Source organism: Spirillospora sp. NPDC048819 (genome assembly GCF_040650055.1).
Taxonomy (GTDB): domain Bacteria; phylum Actinomycetota; class Actinomycetes; order Streptosporangiales; family Streptosporangiaceae; genus Spirillospora.
Map to the genome: position 1 here is coordinate 230826 of NZ_JBEZGN010000004.1, position 13256 is coordinate 244081.

Genomic DNA, 13256 nt, shown 5'->3' on the forward strand with positions numbered 1-13256 from the left:
GGCTGAGGGAGTGCCGAAGCTCTCGCCGGACGACGCGCGCCACCTGCTGACGACCGTCCCCGTCGCGCGCCTGGCGACCGTCGGGGAGGACTCGCGGCCGCACCTCGTCCCCGTGACGTTCGCCGTCCACCGGGGGACCGTCTACACGGCCGTCGACCACAAGCCGAAGAGCACGCGGGATCTGCGGCGGCTGGCCGACATCCGCGCCAATCCGCACGTCGCGCTGCTGGCCGACCACTACGAGGACGACTGGACCCGGCTCTGGTGGGTCCGCGTGGACGGCCACGCGAACATCGTCCGGGAGCCGGAGAGGATGGCCGAGCCCGTCCGGCTGCTCGCCGGCCGCTACGCCCAGTACCGCGACCGGCCCCCCGAGGGCCCGGTCATCGCCATCGTGATCGAGAACTGGACGGGCTGGGCCGCGTCCTAGTCCCAGGCCCCGCCGATCTTCGCGAGGTCGCCCGCGTACTCGATGCGGGCGCGCCACTCGTCCGGCCAGGCGTCCATGCCGAGGTGCGCGCCGGCGAAGGCCCCCGCCAGGCACGCGATCGAGTCGGAGTCGCCGGAACTGGCGGCGCCGCGCCAGATCGCCTCGACGGGTTCGCCGGGGAAGAACAGGAAGCACAACAGGCCGGTGGCGAAAGCCTCCTCCGCGACCCAGCCCGCCCCCGTGATCTCACAGGGATCGGACGCACGGTCGCCGCGGGCTAGGGCCTCGTCCAGCCGGTCGAGGACGTGCAGGCACTCGTCCCAGCCGCGCGCGATGAACGCCTCCGGCGCGTCCATGCCGGGCCGCTGCCACAGGTCCCCGAGCCAGCGCTCGTGGTAGACGGCGCGCTGGTCGTGGCAGCGGTCGCGGAGCGCGGCGGGCAGGTCGGACGGGTCCATCCCGTCGGCCAGCCACCGGACGGCGAACGCGGTCAGCTCGCTGGCGGCCAACCCGGTCGGATGTCCGTGGGTGAGCGCGGCCTGAAGCTGCGCAGCGCCCGCCCGGGTCTCGTCGGTGAGCCCGGGCGCGAGACCGACAGGCGCGACGCGCATGTTGGCGCCGCAACCCTTGGAACCCGCCACGGTGGCCTGCACCCAGGGCTTCCCGGCGGCCAGGCCCTCGCACGCCCGCAGGCACGTGTTGCCCGGGGCCCGGTTGTTGTCGGGGCTGTGGAGCCAGTCGACGAACCGCCGCCGCCACATCGGCGTGATCAGCTCGGGGGTGAACGGCGGGTTCTCCAGCGCGTCCAGAAGGGCGAGGCCGACGGCGATCGCCATCTGCGTGTCGTCGGTGACCAGCGCCGGATCACCGTTGAGCTGCGTCGGCCCGTGCTCGCCGAAACGCCGGTGGATCTGCTTCATCGTGAGGAACTCGGTCGGCGCGCCCAGGGAGTCCCCGTACGCCGAACCGAACATCGCGCCGCTCGCCCGTCTCATGGGCGGCATTCTGCCTCAACCGGTAGAAGCTCCGCGGAAACCGCCGGGCGTCATCCCGTAGCAGCGGACGAACCAGCGCGTCAGATGGCTCTGGTCGGCGAAGCCCGTCGCCGCCGCGACCTCCCCGATCGCGTCGCCGCGCGCCAGCAGCCGGCGCGCCGCGCGCAGCCGCAGCTGACGCTGGTAGTCGCTCGGCGCCATCCCGTAGGCCCGCCGGAACGCCCGGTACAGCGCGAAGCGGCTGCACCCCGCCGCCTCCGCCAGCTCGTCGGCGCCGACGTCGTCCAGATACGACTCCTCAAGCCGCCGCCGGGCCCGTTCCACGACGCCGTTCGCGGACGAGGGGCGCAGCCGCCGCGTCGCGGCCCGGTCGACCATCGCCCCGACCGTCGCGATCAGCGACTCGTCCCGCCGCAGAGCGGACGCGCCGCCGAGCAGCGCGGCGTGCAGGCCGCGCAGATTCCGCGCCAGGACGGGATCGGCCACGACCGGCGACCCGAACAGAGGAAGCCCGGCCGGACGGTCCGTGATGTCGGCCAGCACCCCGGACACCAGCTCCGGCCCGATGTGCACGATCCGGTAGGTGAACCCCAGTTCGTCGGCGGCGTGCCCGTCGTGCGGATCGTCCGGATTGAACGCGATGACCATCCCGGCCGCGCTCGTGTAGGCGTCGCCGCGGCACCGGAACGCCTGATACCCGTCCTCGGTCACGCCGAACGAGTACGTCTCATGGCTGTGCCGGTGATACACGTGCCGCTCGAAATGGGCGTGCATCGCCTCCAGGGGACGGTCGGGGGACCGCCAGTACCGGCTCCATTCCACGTTCCCAGTCTGGCGCACGAGCGTTCAAGACGGTCCCCGGCCGGATCGGGCAATCTGGCGGGCATGCGTTTCGACACCAAGATCGGGATCGTGGTCCGGGACGACCTGGCCGCGTGGCAGCGGCTCAACGTCACCGCGTTCCTCGCGAGCGCCGTCGCCGGCGCCTTCCCCGGCGTCATCGGCGAGCCCTACGAGGACGCCTCGGGCAACACCTACCTGGCGATGTTCCGGCAGCCCGTCCTGGTCTACGAGGCCGGCGCCGAAGCGATCCGCAAGGCCCACGAGCGCGCTCTCGCCCGCGAGATGGACATCGCGGTCTACATCGAGGACATGTTCAAAACCGGCCACGACGAAGCGAACCGCGAGACCGTCCGCGCCGTCACCGCCGACGAGATGCCGCTCGTCGGGTTCTCCGTCCACGGTCCGAAGAACGGCGTGGACAAGGTGCTCAAGGGGCTGCGGCTGCACCCGTGAGCCCGGCCAGCTCGGCGAGCCGCTCACGATGACGCTCCGGCGCCCCGAACAACTGCCGCGACCCCTGGGCCCGCTTGAAGTACAGGTGCGCGTCGTGCTCCCACGTGAACCCGATGCCGCCGTGCAACTGGATCGCCTCGCTCGCCGTGTGGAAGAAGGCGTCCGAGCAGTACGCCTTGGCCAGCGCCGCCGCCGCCGGCAACTCCGCCGGGCTCTCGTCCGCGGCGGCCGCCGCGTTCAGCACCGCCGACCGCGCCGACTCCACCAGCACGAACATGTCCGCGCACCGGTGCTTGATCGCCTGGAACGACCCGATCGGACGCCCGAACTGGTGCCGCACCTTCGCGTACTCGACCGTCATGTCGAGGGTCTTCTGAGCCCCGCCGAGCTGCTCCGCGGCCAACGCCACCGCCGCCACGTCGAGGGCCCGCAGGACGGCGTCCTCCCCGCCCACCTTCCGAGCCGGAACGCCGTCGAACTCGATCCGCGCGAGCTTCCGCGTCTGATCGAGCGTGGGCAGGACCGTCCGGACGAGCCCTGCGACGTCCTCCACCGCGTAGACCCCGACACCGTCCGGGCCCTTGGCCGCCACCAGGATCAGATCGGCGACGTGCCCGTCCAGGACGAAGTCCTTCGCCCCCCGCAGCATCCCGCCCTCGAACGTCGCCGCCAACGCCCCGAGATCCCAGCGTCCGTCCTGCTCGGCCACCGCCAACGTCGCGATGGTCGACCCGTCTGCGATGCCGGCCAGCAGATCATGACCGCCGTCCCCGGCCTCCAGAGCCGCCGCGGCCGTGATCGCGGCGAGGAACGGCGCGCACACCACGGCCCGTCCCATCTCCTCGAACACGACGGCCAGCTCCCGCACCCCGAACCCGGCGCCGCCGTGCTCCTCACCGATCGCGAGGCCCTGCAGCCCGAGCTGCCCGGCCATCTGCGCCCACATCCCGGGGTCGTAGCCCTCGGCCGTCTCCATCAGCCGCCGCACCTCGGCGGAAGGCGACCGGTCGGCGAAGAAGCGCCGCAGCGCGTCCCTCAGCTCCCGCTGTTCCTCGGTGACGACGAGCTGCATTCCGGCGGCCTCCCACACGTGCTCACGCTTGCCCGGTCATCGTGCCGCACGCCCGCCGCCGGGCCGGCCGGCGTTCCCATCCACCGGGACGGTCAGGGCGCCCAGTCGTGCGGGCCGAGCATGTACCCCCGGCTGGTCGAATGCAGGTGGTTGATCGACACCAGATGCCCGAGCGCCGCCCACAGGTCCTCCTCGGGCGCGCCGACGAGCTCCTCGATCGTGTCGAAGTCCGCCGCGCCGCCGCCCTTGTCGATCGTCGCGACGGTCTCGTACACGGTCAGCTCGAAATCCGTCAGCTCCTGAACGTCCCCGCGCCTGTACCTTCGCTCATCCATAGCGAGAACGTGCCCGTTCCCCGGACCTTCTATCTGTCTGTTCGGGAAGACGCTTCCGCTGCCGGAGCCGTTCGGGATCGAGCTGGACACCTCCGGGTTCGCCTGAGTCGACCGGCGCCAGGACGTCGCCGCGCCTTCCATCCCCCTCGGGCAGGTATATGCCTTGACAGGTATATAACGGCGAGAGAATATAGAGCCATGTCCGTCGATACGTTCGCCGTCCTGTCCGAACCGACCCGGCGCCGGATTCTCGACCGGCTCCTGGCGGCCGAGAGCAGCGTGAACGAACTGGTCGAGGCGCTCGACGTCAGTCAGCCCAGGGTGTCCAAGCAGCTGAAGGTGCTCAGGGAAGCCGGTTTCGTCACCTGCCGCACGGAGGCGCAGCGGCGGATCTACCGCGTTCAAGCCGGCCCTTTCCAGGCGCTCGACGACTGGCTTCAGCCGTATCGCGCCCTGTGGGACCGGCATCTCGACGCTCTCGAGCGCCACCTCGACAACCTGGAGGAGTCATGACCACCGACGCATACCGTCCGAGCCCGCTCGCCCGGGCCGACTGCGAGGCGACCGAGGACGGCTGGACGCTCGTCTTCACCCGCGATCTGCGCCACCCGCCCGAGAAGGTGTGGGCCGCGCTCACCGAGCCCGGCCAACTCGCCGCGTGGGCGCCCTACACCGCCGACCGCGATCTCGCGGAGCCGGGAGACGTCACGCTGACGATGATCGACGACGAGAAGCCCGAGGACATGGCGGCCGAGGTCGTCCGCGCCGAACCGCCGGCGCTGCTGGAGCACACCTTCGGCACCGGCCTGCTGCGCTGGGAGCTCGCGGCCACCGGCACCGGCACGCGGCTGACGCTGCGGCACACCGTCGAGGACCGCGACTGGATCCCGAAGGTCGCGGCCGGCTGGCACATCTGCCTCGACGTGGCCGAGAAGCTGCTCGACGGGCGCCCGATCCCGCCGATCCGCGGCGCCGCGGCGGCGGACTTCGGCTGGTCCGAACTCAACGATCGGTACGCGCAGAGGTTCGGCATGCCCAGCACCGGTCTCCCCGAGCATCTGAAGGGCGAGAGCGAGGAGTCCTGACCGGGCGCACGGCTATCGCCGGTCGGCATGGGGTGACTCCAGCATGGGGACGAGGAAACGCCGGGCCACCGCGGCCAGCCGTTCGTCGTCGTCGAGGTCGATGAGGTGGCTGGGGATCGCCAGGAAGGAGGCGGAGACCCGCACCATCATCTCGGCCACCATGTCGACGTCCAGGTCGTCCGAGACGTTTCCGGCGCGTTGTTCGTGGCGGAGTTGGCCCGCGACGAACTGCCGCACCGTGGCGACGGTCCGGCCCCCGTCGTTGATCATGGAGGAGACGAGCAGGTCCGGTTCCGCCGCGATCATGCCGCCGATCAGCGGGTTGCGCTGGATGGCGCGCAACGAGCTCACGAAGCCCAGCACCACACGGTCGGCGACGGTCTCGGCCTGCTGGATGTCGATGAGGAACCGGTCGAAATAGCGGCGGTACTCCCGCAGCACCACCTGTTCGACCAGAGCGTCCTTGGTGGAGAACCGCCGGTAGACCGTGATGCGCGAAACGCCGGCGCGCCGGGCCACGTCCTCCATGGTGGAGCGCTGGATGCCCATCCGGCAGAACTGCTCATGGGCCGCGTCGAGGATGCGCGCACGGGGTTCGTCTGCGTCGTCGACATGGCCGACGGCGTCGGTGTAGGCCCGTTCGAGTAACGATTCCTGGCTCGATGTCGCCATGAGCGCGGACGGTGCAGGTTCCACGTTCTCCTCCCGAAGAGGCCGATTCCGCCTTAAATCACCGACACTCTGGGCCTTGTGATGGCCGACACACTGTGCTGTCATTGCTGCCGTGTCAATGATACGCAGATGCAGGTTGCGTATCACCATATCAGCAAGGCGCGCTCGGCCCGAGGAGGAGCGAAGGCATGGAGAGACCCAGCAGGCGGAACGTGCTGGTGACCGGTGGGACGCTGGGCGTGGTGGGCGCACTGAGCGCCGCCTCGCCCGCGCAGGCGTCCGCACTGTGGACGTGGTCGCCCAAGGGCTCGGTCGCGGGCGCGGGGCAAGGCGCCGACCCGCGGGGGGTGTGGGACGCGGAGGCCGACGAACTCGTCGCCGACCTGATCGACAGCGGTCATGTGGACTTCATCAACGCGCAGCTGCGCCAATGGACCAAGAATGGTCAGTTCCTGCCGCTCCTGCTGCCGTGGGAGCTGCGGAAGTTCATCGAGAAGGCCCGCGAGATGCCGTCGTGGGCCGACGAGAACAAGCTCGAGACCGCGGTGGACTTCAACGAGAAGCGCGGGCTCTACCTCGGCGTCACCTATGGCTTCGCCAGCGGGATGATGAGCACGGTCATTCCGAAGGAGGCGCGCGCGGTCTACTACTCCAAGGGCGGCGCGGACATGCGGGACCGCATCACCAAGACCGCCAAGCTCGGGTACGACATCGGCACGTCGAACGCCTACAAGGACCGCGGCGAGATGATCGTGACGTGCGTCAAGACCCGGCTGGCGCACGCGGGCGTGCGTCACCTGCTGCCGAAGTCCGCGCACTGGTCGAAGGTCGCCGACGAGAAGATCCCGATCAGCCAGGCGGACATGATGGTCACCTGGCACAGCCTGCCCACGACCGTCATGCAGAACCTGCAGAAGTGGAAGGTGCCGATCCCGGCCGGCGAGTCCGAGGCGTTCCTGCACTCGTGGCAGCTGTGCGCGCACATGCTCGGCATCAAGGACGAGTACATCCCCAACTCCTGGGCCGAGGCGAACGCGCAGGCCGCGCAGGTCCTGACGCCGGTCCTGGCGCCGACGCCCGAGGGCGTCAAGCTGGCCGACATGCTGCTCAACCTTGCCACGATCGTCCCGGGCGGCCCCCTCAGGTACGTCACCAAGCCCATCCTCGGCGCACTCACCCGCTACGTCCTCGGCGACGAGATCGCCGAATGGCTGAAGATCCCCCGGGAACCGTTCTGGGACGAGGTCTTCGAGGTCGCCTGGGAGCCCTTCATCGCCGTCCGCGAGGGCCTGCTCGCGCTCGAGGACGCGCCGGGCGCCCTGCAGAAGGCCTACTGGGCCTTCGACGAGATCCTCCGCCTGGCGGCCCTGCTCGTCCTGTCCGGCGGGAACCTGCCGATCAGCATCGAGATCCCGCACACCAACAACCCGCACTACTGACCGGGATCTCGGGCCCGGACTCAGCCGAAGTCCGGGCCCGAAACCGGGATTGCCCCCGCGAATGGTGGGCCAGAGAGTGTGAGGTCACTGGGCGGTCCAGCCGCCGTCGACGGTCAGGAGGGCGCCGGTGATGAAGCTGGACGCGTCCGATGCCAGGAAGGCGACGGCCTCGGCGACCTCCTCGGGGCGGCCGATGCGGCCGATCGGGTGGGCCGCGCCGAAGGAGGCGAGCATCTCGCGGCCGTTCTCGACGACGCCGTCCATGATGTCCGTGTCGATCACGCCGGGGAGGACGGCGTTGGAGCGGATGCCCTTCGGGCCGCCCTCGATGGCCAGCACGCGGGTGATCTGGGCCAGGGCGCCCTTGGACGCGGCGTAGGCCGTCTGGGTCTCGAAGGCGACCATCGAGGAGACGGAGGCGATCGAGATGATGGCGCCGCCGCCGGCGGCCTCCATGACGCGGAAGGCTTCGCGCGCCTGGACGAAATTGCCGCGGGCGTTGACGCGCAGGATGCCGTCGAAGTCGTCGACGGTGGTCTCGGTGACCGGTTTGTTCAGGGTGCGGCCCGCGTTGTTGACGAGGATGTCGAGGCGTCCGAAGCGGTCGGCGGCCAGGCGCATGGTCGATCGCGCGACTTCCTCGTCGGCGACGTCGCCGACGAGCGCGGCGACGTTGCCGGGATCGGCCGCGGCCGGCTTCTCGACGGCCGCGGATCGGTCGGTGACGACCAGGCGGGCGCCGCGGTCGCGCAGGAGGGCGGCGGTGGCGTGGCCGATGCCGCGTGCGGCGCCGGTGACGACGGCGACCTTTCCGGTGAGGTCCCAGGAGGAGGGCATGGTCATACCTTCAGCGTCGGCGGGCCGGGCCCGCGACGATCTCGTTTTGCCGGCCGGCTGGTTCGTTGGCATGACTCCGACGATGGCGGGGCCGGGCGGGAGATGGCAGGGCGGCGTCCTCCTGGGAGTGCCGCACCCAGGAAGCCCGCGGCTCCGCGACCTACGATGAGGGCATGGCTCGTTCCGACCTGGGTGACTACCTCGGTACCCGGCGGGCGCAGGTCACCCCGGAGGCCGTCGGCCTTCCCAGCGGCGGGCACCGCCGGGTGCCGGGCCTGCGGCGTGAAGAGGCGACGGTGCGGTGTCTGCCCTGCGTACGATGCCGCATCGTAAGCTAGGGATGCCTGGCTTGATTACCACGTTCCGTATGCGAAAGGTGGCGCTCTGCTTATAGGCTCGCTCGCGAGGAAAGGAGCAGGGCATGACTGTGATGGTTGATGAGCCTCTGTCGCAGAGAGACCACGGTCTCCTGGACAAATTCCTCGCCCTCGACACTCCCGAGGGACTCCGAGCCGAACTGATCGACAGAAAGATCGTCGTGAGCCCACCCCCCGGCAGCAGGCACGAGCGCACCATCGCCAGGATCAACAGGCAGGTCATGCTGCACAGCGCGACCGCCTTCGACTTCTCCGGCAACATGGGCTTGGTCCTGCCCGGCGCAGGGGGCCTTCCGGAGTACGTGATCCCGGATGGTACGTTCGCCCCCCTCGACCTGGATGTCTATGACAATGATGATTCGTGGTCGGTGGCGGACGGGATCGCCATGGTCGTCGAGGTGACATCGTCTAGGGCAGAGCCGGACCGAAAGGCCAAACGCTACGGGTACGCGCGTGCGGGGATACCGATGTACCTGCTGGTGGACCGCGATGAGGATCGAGTGATCTTGTTCAGCCAACCGGACGGCAAGGATTACGCGCGCACTGATCAGGCGCCTATCGGGAAGGGGCTGGTCATCCCCGAGCCGTTCGGCTTTGAACTGGATACTTCGGACTTCGTCTGACGGCGTCAGCCGTAGCGGTTGAGGTCGTGGAAGAAGCCGGGGACGGTCTGCAGGGCGCCGGAGGCGCTGAGTTCGTTGTAGACGTAGCTCGCCACGGCCAGGTCCAGGACGCCCAGGCCGAAGGGGGAGAAGACGACCGGCCTGCCGGCGGGCGGGGTCGTCTTTCCGGTGAGGACGTCGTAGAGGGTGCCGTCGACGAAGTCGCGGTGGCCGACCTGCTGCTCGGCCAGGTGGGGGGACGTGTTGGCCTTCATGCAGTGCTCGACGTCGTCGACGATGTTGCACGAGCCCAGGATGATCTCGGGGGAGAGGTCGCGCAGGGAGACGTGCAGGACGAGGGGGTTGTGCGCGAACCAGGCCGGGTCGGTGACGTGGGGTTCGCCGGCGACGGTGGCGAAGACGACCAGGTCCGAGGAGCGGATCAGCGACTCGGCCGTGTCGTGGATCGTGATGTGGCCCTTCTCGGTGCGTTCCAGGTAGCCCTTGAACCCCGCGGCGTGCTCCGCCGACAGGTCGTGGACGCCGAGGGCGTCGAAGGTGAAGCCGTTGCCCGCCAGGTAGGTGTGGATGTAGCGGGCGATGAGGCCGGCGCCGATGAAGCCGACGCGGCGGGGGCGGTCGCCGCGCGCGTCGGCGAGGGCGGCGGCGGCGAGCGCGGCGGACGCGGCGGTGCGGGCGGCGCTGATGATGGAGCTTTCCAGGCACGCGAACGGGTAGCCGGTCTCGGCGTCGTTGAGGATCAGCACGGCGGACGCGCGGGGGATGCCGTTCGCGACGTTGCCGGGGAAGCTGGAGATCCACTTGATGCCGTGCACCCCGACGTCGCCCTTGACGGAGGCCGGGAGGGCGATGATCCGGTCGGACGGGCGGTCGGGGAACCGGAGGAAGTAGGAGTCGGGGTTGACGGTCTGCCCCTCGCCGTGCAGCCGGTAGGCGGCCTCGACCATCCCGGTGACCTGCTTCTCCCGCCCGGCGACCGCGTCATGGACCTGGGCGCCGGAGATCACGGCGAATGAGGGGGCCTGTGTCATGGAAAGTGCTCCGTGTTTATCTGGGTGATCAGGCGTCGAGGATATCGGGCAGGTCTGCGCCGAAGTGCTCGCGCAGCCAGCTCTCCTCGTAGATGGAGTCCAGGTAGCGCTCACCGAGGTCGGGGGCGATGGCCACCGCGACCGGGTCCTCGCCGGGGTACTTGGCCTCCAGCCAGCGGGACGCGCCGGACACGACGGTGCCGGTGGAGCCGCCGAACAGGAACCCGCGCGACGACAGGGCGTGCACGGTGCGGATCGTGTCGGGCTCGGCGACGTGCACGACGTCGTCGATGAACGACTCGTCGACGAGGGCGGGCTTGCTGCTGGTGCCGAGGCCGGGCACCATGCGGCGTTCGGGGATGCCGCCGAACGTGACGGAGCCGACCGCGTCGACCGCCACGATCGTGACGGGGCGGTTCCGCTCGCGGAAGTAGCGGGCGCAGCCCATCAGCGTGCCGGTCGTGCCGGCGCCGACGAAGAGAACCTCCAGGTCAGGGAACTCCCGGTCGATGGATGGAGCGGTCCCACGGTAGTGCGCGAGCCAGTTGTTGCGGTTGGCGTACTGGTTGAGCCACACGTACTCGCGGCCCGACTCGCACAGCTCGCGGACGTAGGCGATGCGGCCGCCGAGGTAGCCGCCGTTGGCGTCCCGGTCGGACACGACCCGGACCTCGGCGCCGAGCGCCCGCATCACCCGCATGGACGCTGGGTTGCAGCGCGGGTCGGTGACGCACACGAACTTCAGCCCGCGGCTCGCCGCGATGAGGCTGAGCGCGATGCCGAGGTTGCCGGACGACGACTCGACGATGATCGAGTTCTCGGTGAGGGCGCCCTCCGCCTCGGCCGCCTCCACCATCGCGGCGGCGGCCTTCAATTTGACCGAACCCGCGAAATTGAATCCCTCGCATTTGAGGTAAAGCGGACGGTCGATGACGTGCCGCAGATCGACGTAAAGGTCGTCGACATTGAAATCCTGCGGCGAGGTGATTATCGGCACACTGTCACCCTCAAATGAAGAAACAATTCCCTCATCTTCCCCGATGTTCGCCGCGGGCTCGCGCCTGGCCATGGCGAGGCATCACCGTACCGGCGTGCATCTTCTTCACGCAACCCCCCACTTACCGGCGGGTAGGGGCGAATGCGAGATGCTTCTGTCGTACCACGGATAAGCTATGGCCTCCGCCGTTTTGTTGATGACGGTGGAGAAGTTCTACATCACGGAGAGTAATGATGAATGCTCGCGGACCCGCCGCGGACCGGCTGCTCCCCCTGGCCGGGCTGCCCGCCCTGGACGTGCCCGAGGCACAGGTCCGGCGGGCCAGGGAGCTGGCCGTCCGGCACGGGATGCTCCGCGAGGAGGACGTCGACATCGCCGACCCGGTGATCACGCGCGTGGAGCGGTTCGCCGCCGAGCGGGACGGGACCGCCGTCACCGACGGGACGCGCGCGGTGTCCTACGCCGGGCTGGCCGCCGAGGCCCGCAGGCTGGCGGCGCTGCTGGAGAACGAGGGCGTCGAGCCCGGCACGGTCGTCGGCGTCGGGGGGCCGCGCTCCGCCACCGTCATCGCCGCGTTCCTCGCCATCGAGCTGATCGGCGCCCTCTACGTACCGGCCGACGAGTCGTGGCCCGCCGGGCGCGTTCGCGACGTCCTCGCCCAGGCGGGCGCGTCCGTGCTGGTCATGGCGGACGACGCGGGCGCGCTGGCGGAGGGTGCGGCCGCCGCCGGCTGCCGGGTGGTGCGGGCCGCCGCGGCGGACGGCCTAGCGCCCTGGGCGGGCGAACCTCGCCTGAACACTCTGGACCAGCCCCGGTACGTGCTGTTCACCTCGGGTTCGACGGGCCGTCCCAAGGGCGCGGTCGTCGAGCACCGGGGCATGGTCAACCACCTCTGGGCCAAGATCGGCGACATGGGGCTGACCGGCGCGGACGTCGTGGCGTTCACGGCCCCGCTCGGCTTCGACATCTCGGTCTGGCAGATGCTGTGCCCCCTGCTACTCGGCGGCCGGGTGGACGTCGTCGACGACGAGGTCGGGCACGACCCCGTCGCGTTCGCGCAGGCCGTGGACGAGCGGGGCATCACGATCGTCGAGCTCGTCCCGACCATGGTCAGGCACCTCCTGGACGACCTGACCCCAGAACCCCGCCCTGCCGGGGGGACGACCCCCGAGACTCCCCGGCAACGGCCCGGTCATTCTGGGGGGACGACCCCCCAAACCCCCCGGCAACGGCCCGGTCATTCTGGGGGGACGACCCCCCAGACCCCCGGGCAACGGCCTTTGCAGGGACTCCGCTGGATGATCGCGACCGGCGAGGAGCTGCCCGCCGAGCTGTCGCGGCGCTGGCTGGAGGCGATGCCGCACACGCGCCTGCTCAACGCCTACGGCCCGACCGAGTGCTCCGACGACGTCACCCACCACACCGTGACGGCCGGTGACCTGCGGCTTCTCCGCCTGCCGATCGGAACGCCGGTCGTGAACGCGCGGCTGTACGTGCTGCGGGAAGAGGACGACGGGACCTGGGCCGCCTGCGACGCCGGCGAGACCGGCGAGCTGTTCGTCGGCGGCGCGGTCGTCGGGCGCGGCTACCTGGGCGACGACGAGCGGACCCGCGAGGCGTTCTACCGCGACCCGTTCGGCGACTCCCCGACGGGCCGCCTGTACCGGACGGGCGACGCGGTGCGGCTGCTGCCGGCGGGCGCGGGCGGCGAGGACCGCCCCACCCTGCAGTACCTCGGACGCGTCGACCGGCAGGTCAAGATCGCCGGGGTGCGGATGGAGCTGGGCGAGATCGAGGCGGTGCTGCAGCGGCATCCGTCGGTGGGGGCCGCCGCGGTCATCGTGCACGAGTACCCGGCCGGGTGATTATCACTCTGTGTGATCACGTCGGGTCGAATGTGTTGTGAACTTTTGTCACGCGGTGAGCGTCGCACCACACCGGGTGCAGGTCGCTCATCGGCGGTTTTGTCACTCCTGTTAGCAATGGGGCGGGTCAAGTTCTGCTTTTGGGGGGATTGCGAGGCATGTGACAGGCTGGTTGACTGTGGCTCCGCTACTCCTGAGTAGT

15 protein-coding genes and 1 pseudogene are annotated in these 13256 nt (G+C 70.1%); 8 read left to right on the forward strand and 8 right to left on the reverse strand.

Annotated features, from left to right (window positions below; all coding sequences use genetic code 11):
• Positions 1 to 10 precede the first annotated feature (10 nt).
• Positions 11 to 430, forward strand: a complete 420-nt coding sequence (locus tag AB0C35_RS08895) for a TIGR03668 family PPOX class F420-dependent oxidoreductase (protein ID WP_358452213.1) — start codon at positions 11 to 13, stop codon at positions 428 to 430.
• Here the strand turns inward: AB0C35_RS08895 and AB0C35_RS08900 are convergent.
• A complete protein-coding gene (locus AB0C35_RS08900; protein WP_358452215.1) occupies positions 427 to 1425 on the reverse strand; it encodes an ADP-ribosylglycohydrolase family protein in 999 nt (332 codons plus the stop codon). The two genes, AB0C35_RS08895 and AB0C35_RS08900, sit on opposite strands and share 4 nt — an antisense overlap.
• 15 nt (positions 1426 to 1440) lie before the next feature.
• Entirely contained in the window at positions 1441 to 2247 is an 807-nt protein-coding gene (locus AB0C35_RS08905; protein ID WP_358452217.1) for an AraC family transcriptional regulator, read from the reverse strand.
• 63 nt (positions 2248 to 2310) lie between these two features.
• Between AB0C35_RS08905 and AB0C35_RS08910 the strand changes: the two genes are divergently transcribed.
• Positions 2311 to 2721 (forward strand): DUF2000 domain-containing protein, encoded by a 411-nt coding sequence (locus AB0C35_RS08910; RefSeq protein WP_358452219.1) that lies wholly within the window; start codon positions 2311 to 2313, stop codon positions 2719 to 2721.
• Here the strand turns inward: AB0C35_RS08910 and AB0C35_RS08915 are convergent.
• Both AB0C35_RS08915 and AB0C35_RS08920 read right to left on the reverse strand, forming a co-directional pair.
• Positions 2696 to 3793 (reverse strand): acyl-CoA dehydrogenase family protein, encoded by a 1098-nt coding sequence (locus AB0C35_RS08915; protein ID WP_358452221.1) that lies wholly within the window; start codon positions 3791 to 3793, stop codon positions 2696 to 2698. The two genes, AB0C35_RS08910 and AB0C35_RS08915, sit on opposite strands and share 26 nt — an antisense overlap.
• Before the next feature lie 92 nt (positions 3794 to 3885).
• Positions 3886 to 4128 (reverse strand): hypothetical protein, encoded by a 243-nt coding sequence (locus tag AB0C35_RS08920; RefSeq protein ID WP_358452223.1) that lies wholly within the window; start codon positions 4126 to 4128, stop codon positions 3886 to 3888.
• A 198-nt stretch (positions 4129 to 4326) separates the two neighbouring features.
• Between AB0C35_RS08920 and AB0C35_RS08925 the strand changes: the two genes are divergently transcribed.
• Complete coding sequence (locus AB0C35_RS08925; RefSeq protein WP_358452225.1) at positions 4327 to 4641, forward strand: metalloregulator ArsR/SmtB family transcription factor; 315 nt, start codon at positions 4327 to 4329, stop codon at positions 4639 to 4641.
• Positions 4638 to 5213, forward strand: coding sequence for an SRPBCC family protein (locus AB0C35_RS08930; RefSeq protein ID WP_358452227.1), 576 nt, complete (start codon positions 4638 to 4640; stop codon positions 5211 to 5213). The genes AB0C35_RS08925 and AB0C35_RS08930 overlap by 4 nt, the downstream gene beginning before the upstream one ends.
• Before the next feature lie 12 nt (positions 5214 to 5225).
• On the opposite strand, the gene AB0C35_RS08935 is transcribed toward AB0C35_RS08930, so the two are convergent.
• Complete coding sequence (locus AB0C35_RS08935) at positions 5226 to 5885, reverse strand: helix-turn-helix domain-containing protein (RefSeq protein WP_358452433.1); 660 nt, start codon at positions 5883 to 5885, stop codon at positions 5226 to 5228.
• Between the two features lie 188 nt (positions 5886 to 6073).
• On the opposite strand from AB0C35_RS08935, the gene AB0C35_RS08940 reads away from it, so the two are divergent.
• Positions 6074 to 7324 (forward strand): oxygenase MpaB family protein, encoded by a 1251-nt coding sequence (locus AB0C35_RS08940; protein WP_358452229.1) that lies wholly within the window; start codon positions 6074 to 6076, stop codon positions 7322 to 7324.
• A gap of 84 nt (positions 7325 to 7408) precedes the next feature.
• Here AB0C35_RS08940 and AB0C35_RS08945 read toward each other — a convergent pair whose 3' ends face one another.
• Complete coding sequence (locus AB0C35_RS08945) at positions 7409 to 8167, reverse strand: SDR family oxidoreductase (protein ID WP_358452230.1); 759 nt, start codon at positions 8165 to 8167, stop codon at positions 7409 to 7411.
• 167 nt (positions 8168 to 8334) lie between these two features.
• Between AB0C35_RS08945 and AB0C35_RS08950 the strand changes: the two are divergent.
• Positions 8335 to 8451, forward strand: a pseudogene (locus AB0C35_RS08950) (XRE family transcriptional regulator); the annotation flags it as partial.
• A gap of 131 nt (positions 8452 to 8582) precedes the next feature.
• Positions 8583 to 9161 carry a Uma2 family endonuclease gene (locus tag AB0C35_RS08955; RefSeq protein WP_358452232.1) on the forward strand — a complete coding sequence of 193 codons (579 nt, stop codon included), beginning with the start codon at positions 8583 to 8585 and terminating at the stop codon, positions 9159 to 9161.
• A 5-nt stretch (positions 9162 to 9166) separates the two neighbouring features.
• Here the strand turns inward: AB0C35_RS08955 and sbnB are convergent, their stop codons facing one another.
• Both sbnB and sbnA read right to left on the reverse strand, forming a co-directional pair.
• Positions 9167 to 10192 carry a 2,3-diaminopropionate biosynthesis protein SbnB gene (gene sbnB / locus AB0C35_RS08960; protein WP_358452234.1) on the reverse strand — a complete coding sequence of 342 codons (1026 nt, stop codon included), beginning with the start codon at positions 10190 to 10192 and terminating at the stop codon, positions 9167 to 9169.
• 28 nt (positions 10193 to 10220) lie between these two features.
• Entirely contained in the window at positions 10221 to 11189 is a 969-nt protein-coding gene (sbnA, locus tag AB0C35_RS08965; protein ID WP_358452236.1) for a 2,3-diaminopropionate biosynthesis protein SbnA, read from the reverse strand.
• Between the two features lie 233 nt (positions 11190 to 11422).
• On the opposite strand from sbnA, the gene AB0C35_RS08970 reads away from it, so the two are divergent.
• Positions 11423 to 13054, forward strand: a complete 1632-nt coding sequence (locus tag AB0C35_RS08970; protein WP_358452238.1) for an amino acid adenylation domain-containing protein — start codon at positions 11423 to 11425, stop codon at positions 13052 to 13054.
• Positions 13055 to 13256: the final 202 nt, after the last annotated feature.

What these genes read in the sequence shown, in the direction of transcription:
- AB0C35_RS08900 (WP_358452215.1), bottom strand. Translation starts at nt 1,425, where the DNA reads ATGAGACGGGCGAGCGGCGCGATGTTCGGTTCGGCGTACGGGGACTCC.
- AB0C35_RS08910 (WP_358452219.1), top strand. Translation starts at nt 2,311, where the DNA reads ATGCGTTTCGACACCAAGATCGGGATCGTGGTCCGGGACGACCTGGCC.
- AB0C35_RS08915 (WP_358452221.1), bottom strand. Translation starts at nt 3,793, where the DNA reads ATGCAGCTCGTCGTCACCGAGGAACAGCGGGAGCTGAGGGACGCGCTG.
- AB0C35_RS08920 (WP_358452223.1), bottom strand. Translation starts at nt 4,128, where the DNA reads ATGGATGAGCGAAGGTACAGGCGCGGGGACGTTCAGGAGCTGACGGAT.
- AB0C35_RS08925 (WP_358452225.1), top strand. Translation starts at nt 4,327, where the DNA reads ATGTCCGTCGATACGTTCGCCGTCCTGTCCGAACCGACCCGGCGCCGG.
- AB0C35_RS08930 (WP_358452227.1), top strand. Translation starts at nt 4,638, where the DNA reads ATGACCACCGACGCATACCGTCCGAGCCCGCTCGCCCGGGCCGACTGC.
- AB0C35_RS08935 (WP_358452433.1), bottom strand. Translation starts at nt 5,885, where the DNA reads ATGGCGACATCGAGCCAGGAATCGTTACTCGAACGGGCCTACACCGAC.
- AB0C35_RS08940 (WP_358452229.1), top strand. Translation starts at nt 6,074, where the DNA reads ATGGAGAGACCCAGCAGGCGGAACGTGCTGGTGACCGGTGGGACGCTG.
- AB0C35_RS08945 (WP_358452230.1), bottom strand. Translation starts at nt 8,167, where the DNA reads ATGACCATGCCCTCCTCCTGGGACCTCACCGGAAAGGTCGCCGTCGTC.
- AB0C35_RS08955 (WP_358452232.1), top strand. Translation starts at nt 8,583, where the DNA reads ATGACTGTGATGGTTGATGAGCCTCTGTCGCAGAGAGACCACGGTCTC.
- sbnB (WP_358452234.1), bottom strand. Translation starts at nt 10,192, where the DNA reads ATGACACAGGCCCCCTCATTCGCCGTGATCTCCGGCGCCCAGGTCCAT.
- AB0C35_RS08970 (WP_358452238.1), top strand. Translation starts at nt 11,423, where the DNA reads ATGAATGCTCGCGGACCCGCCGCGGACCGGCTGCTCCCCCTGGCCGGG.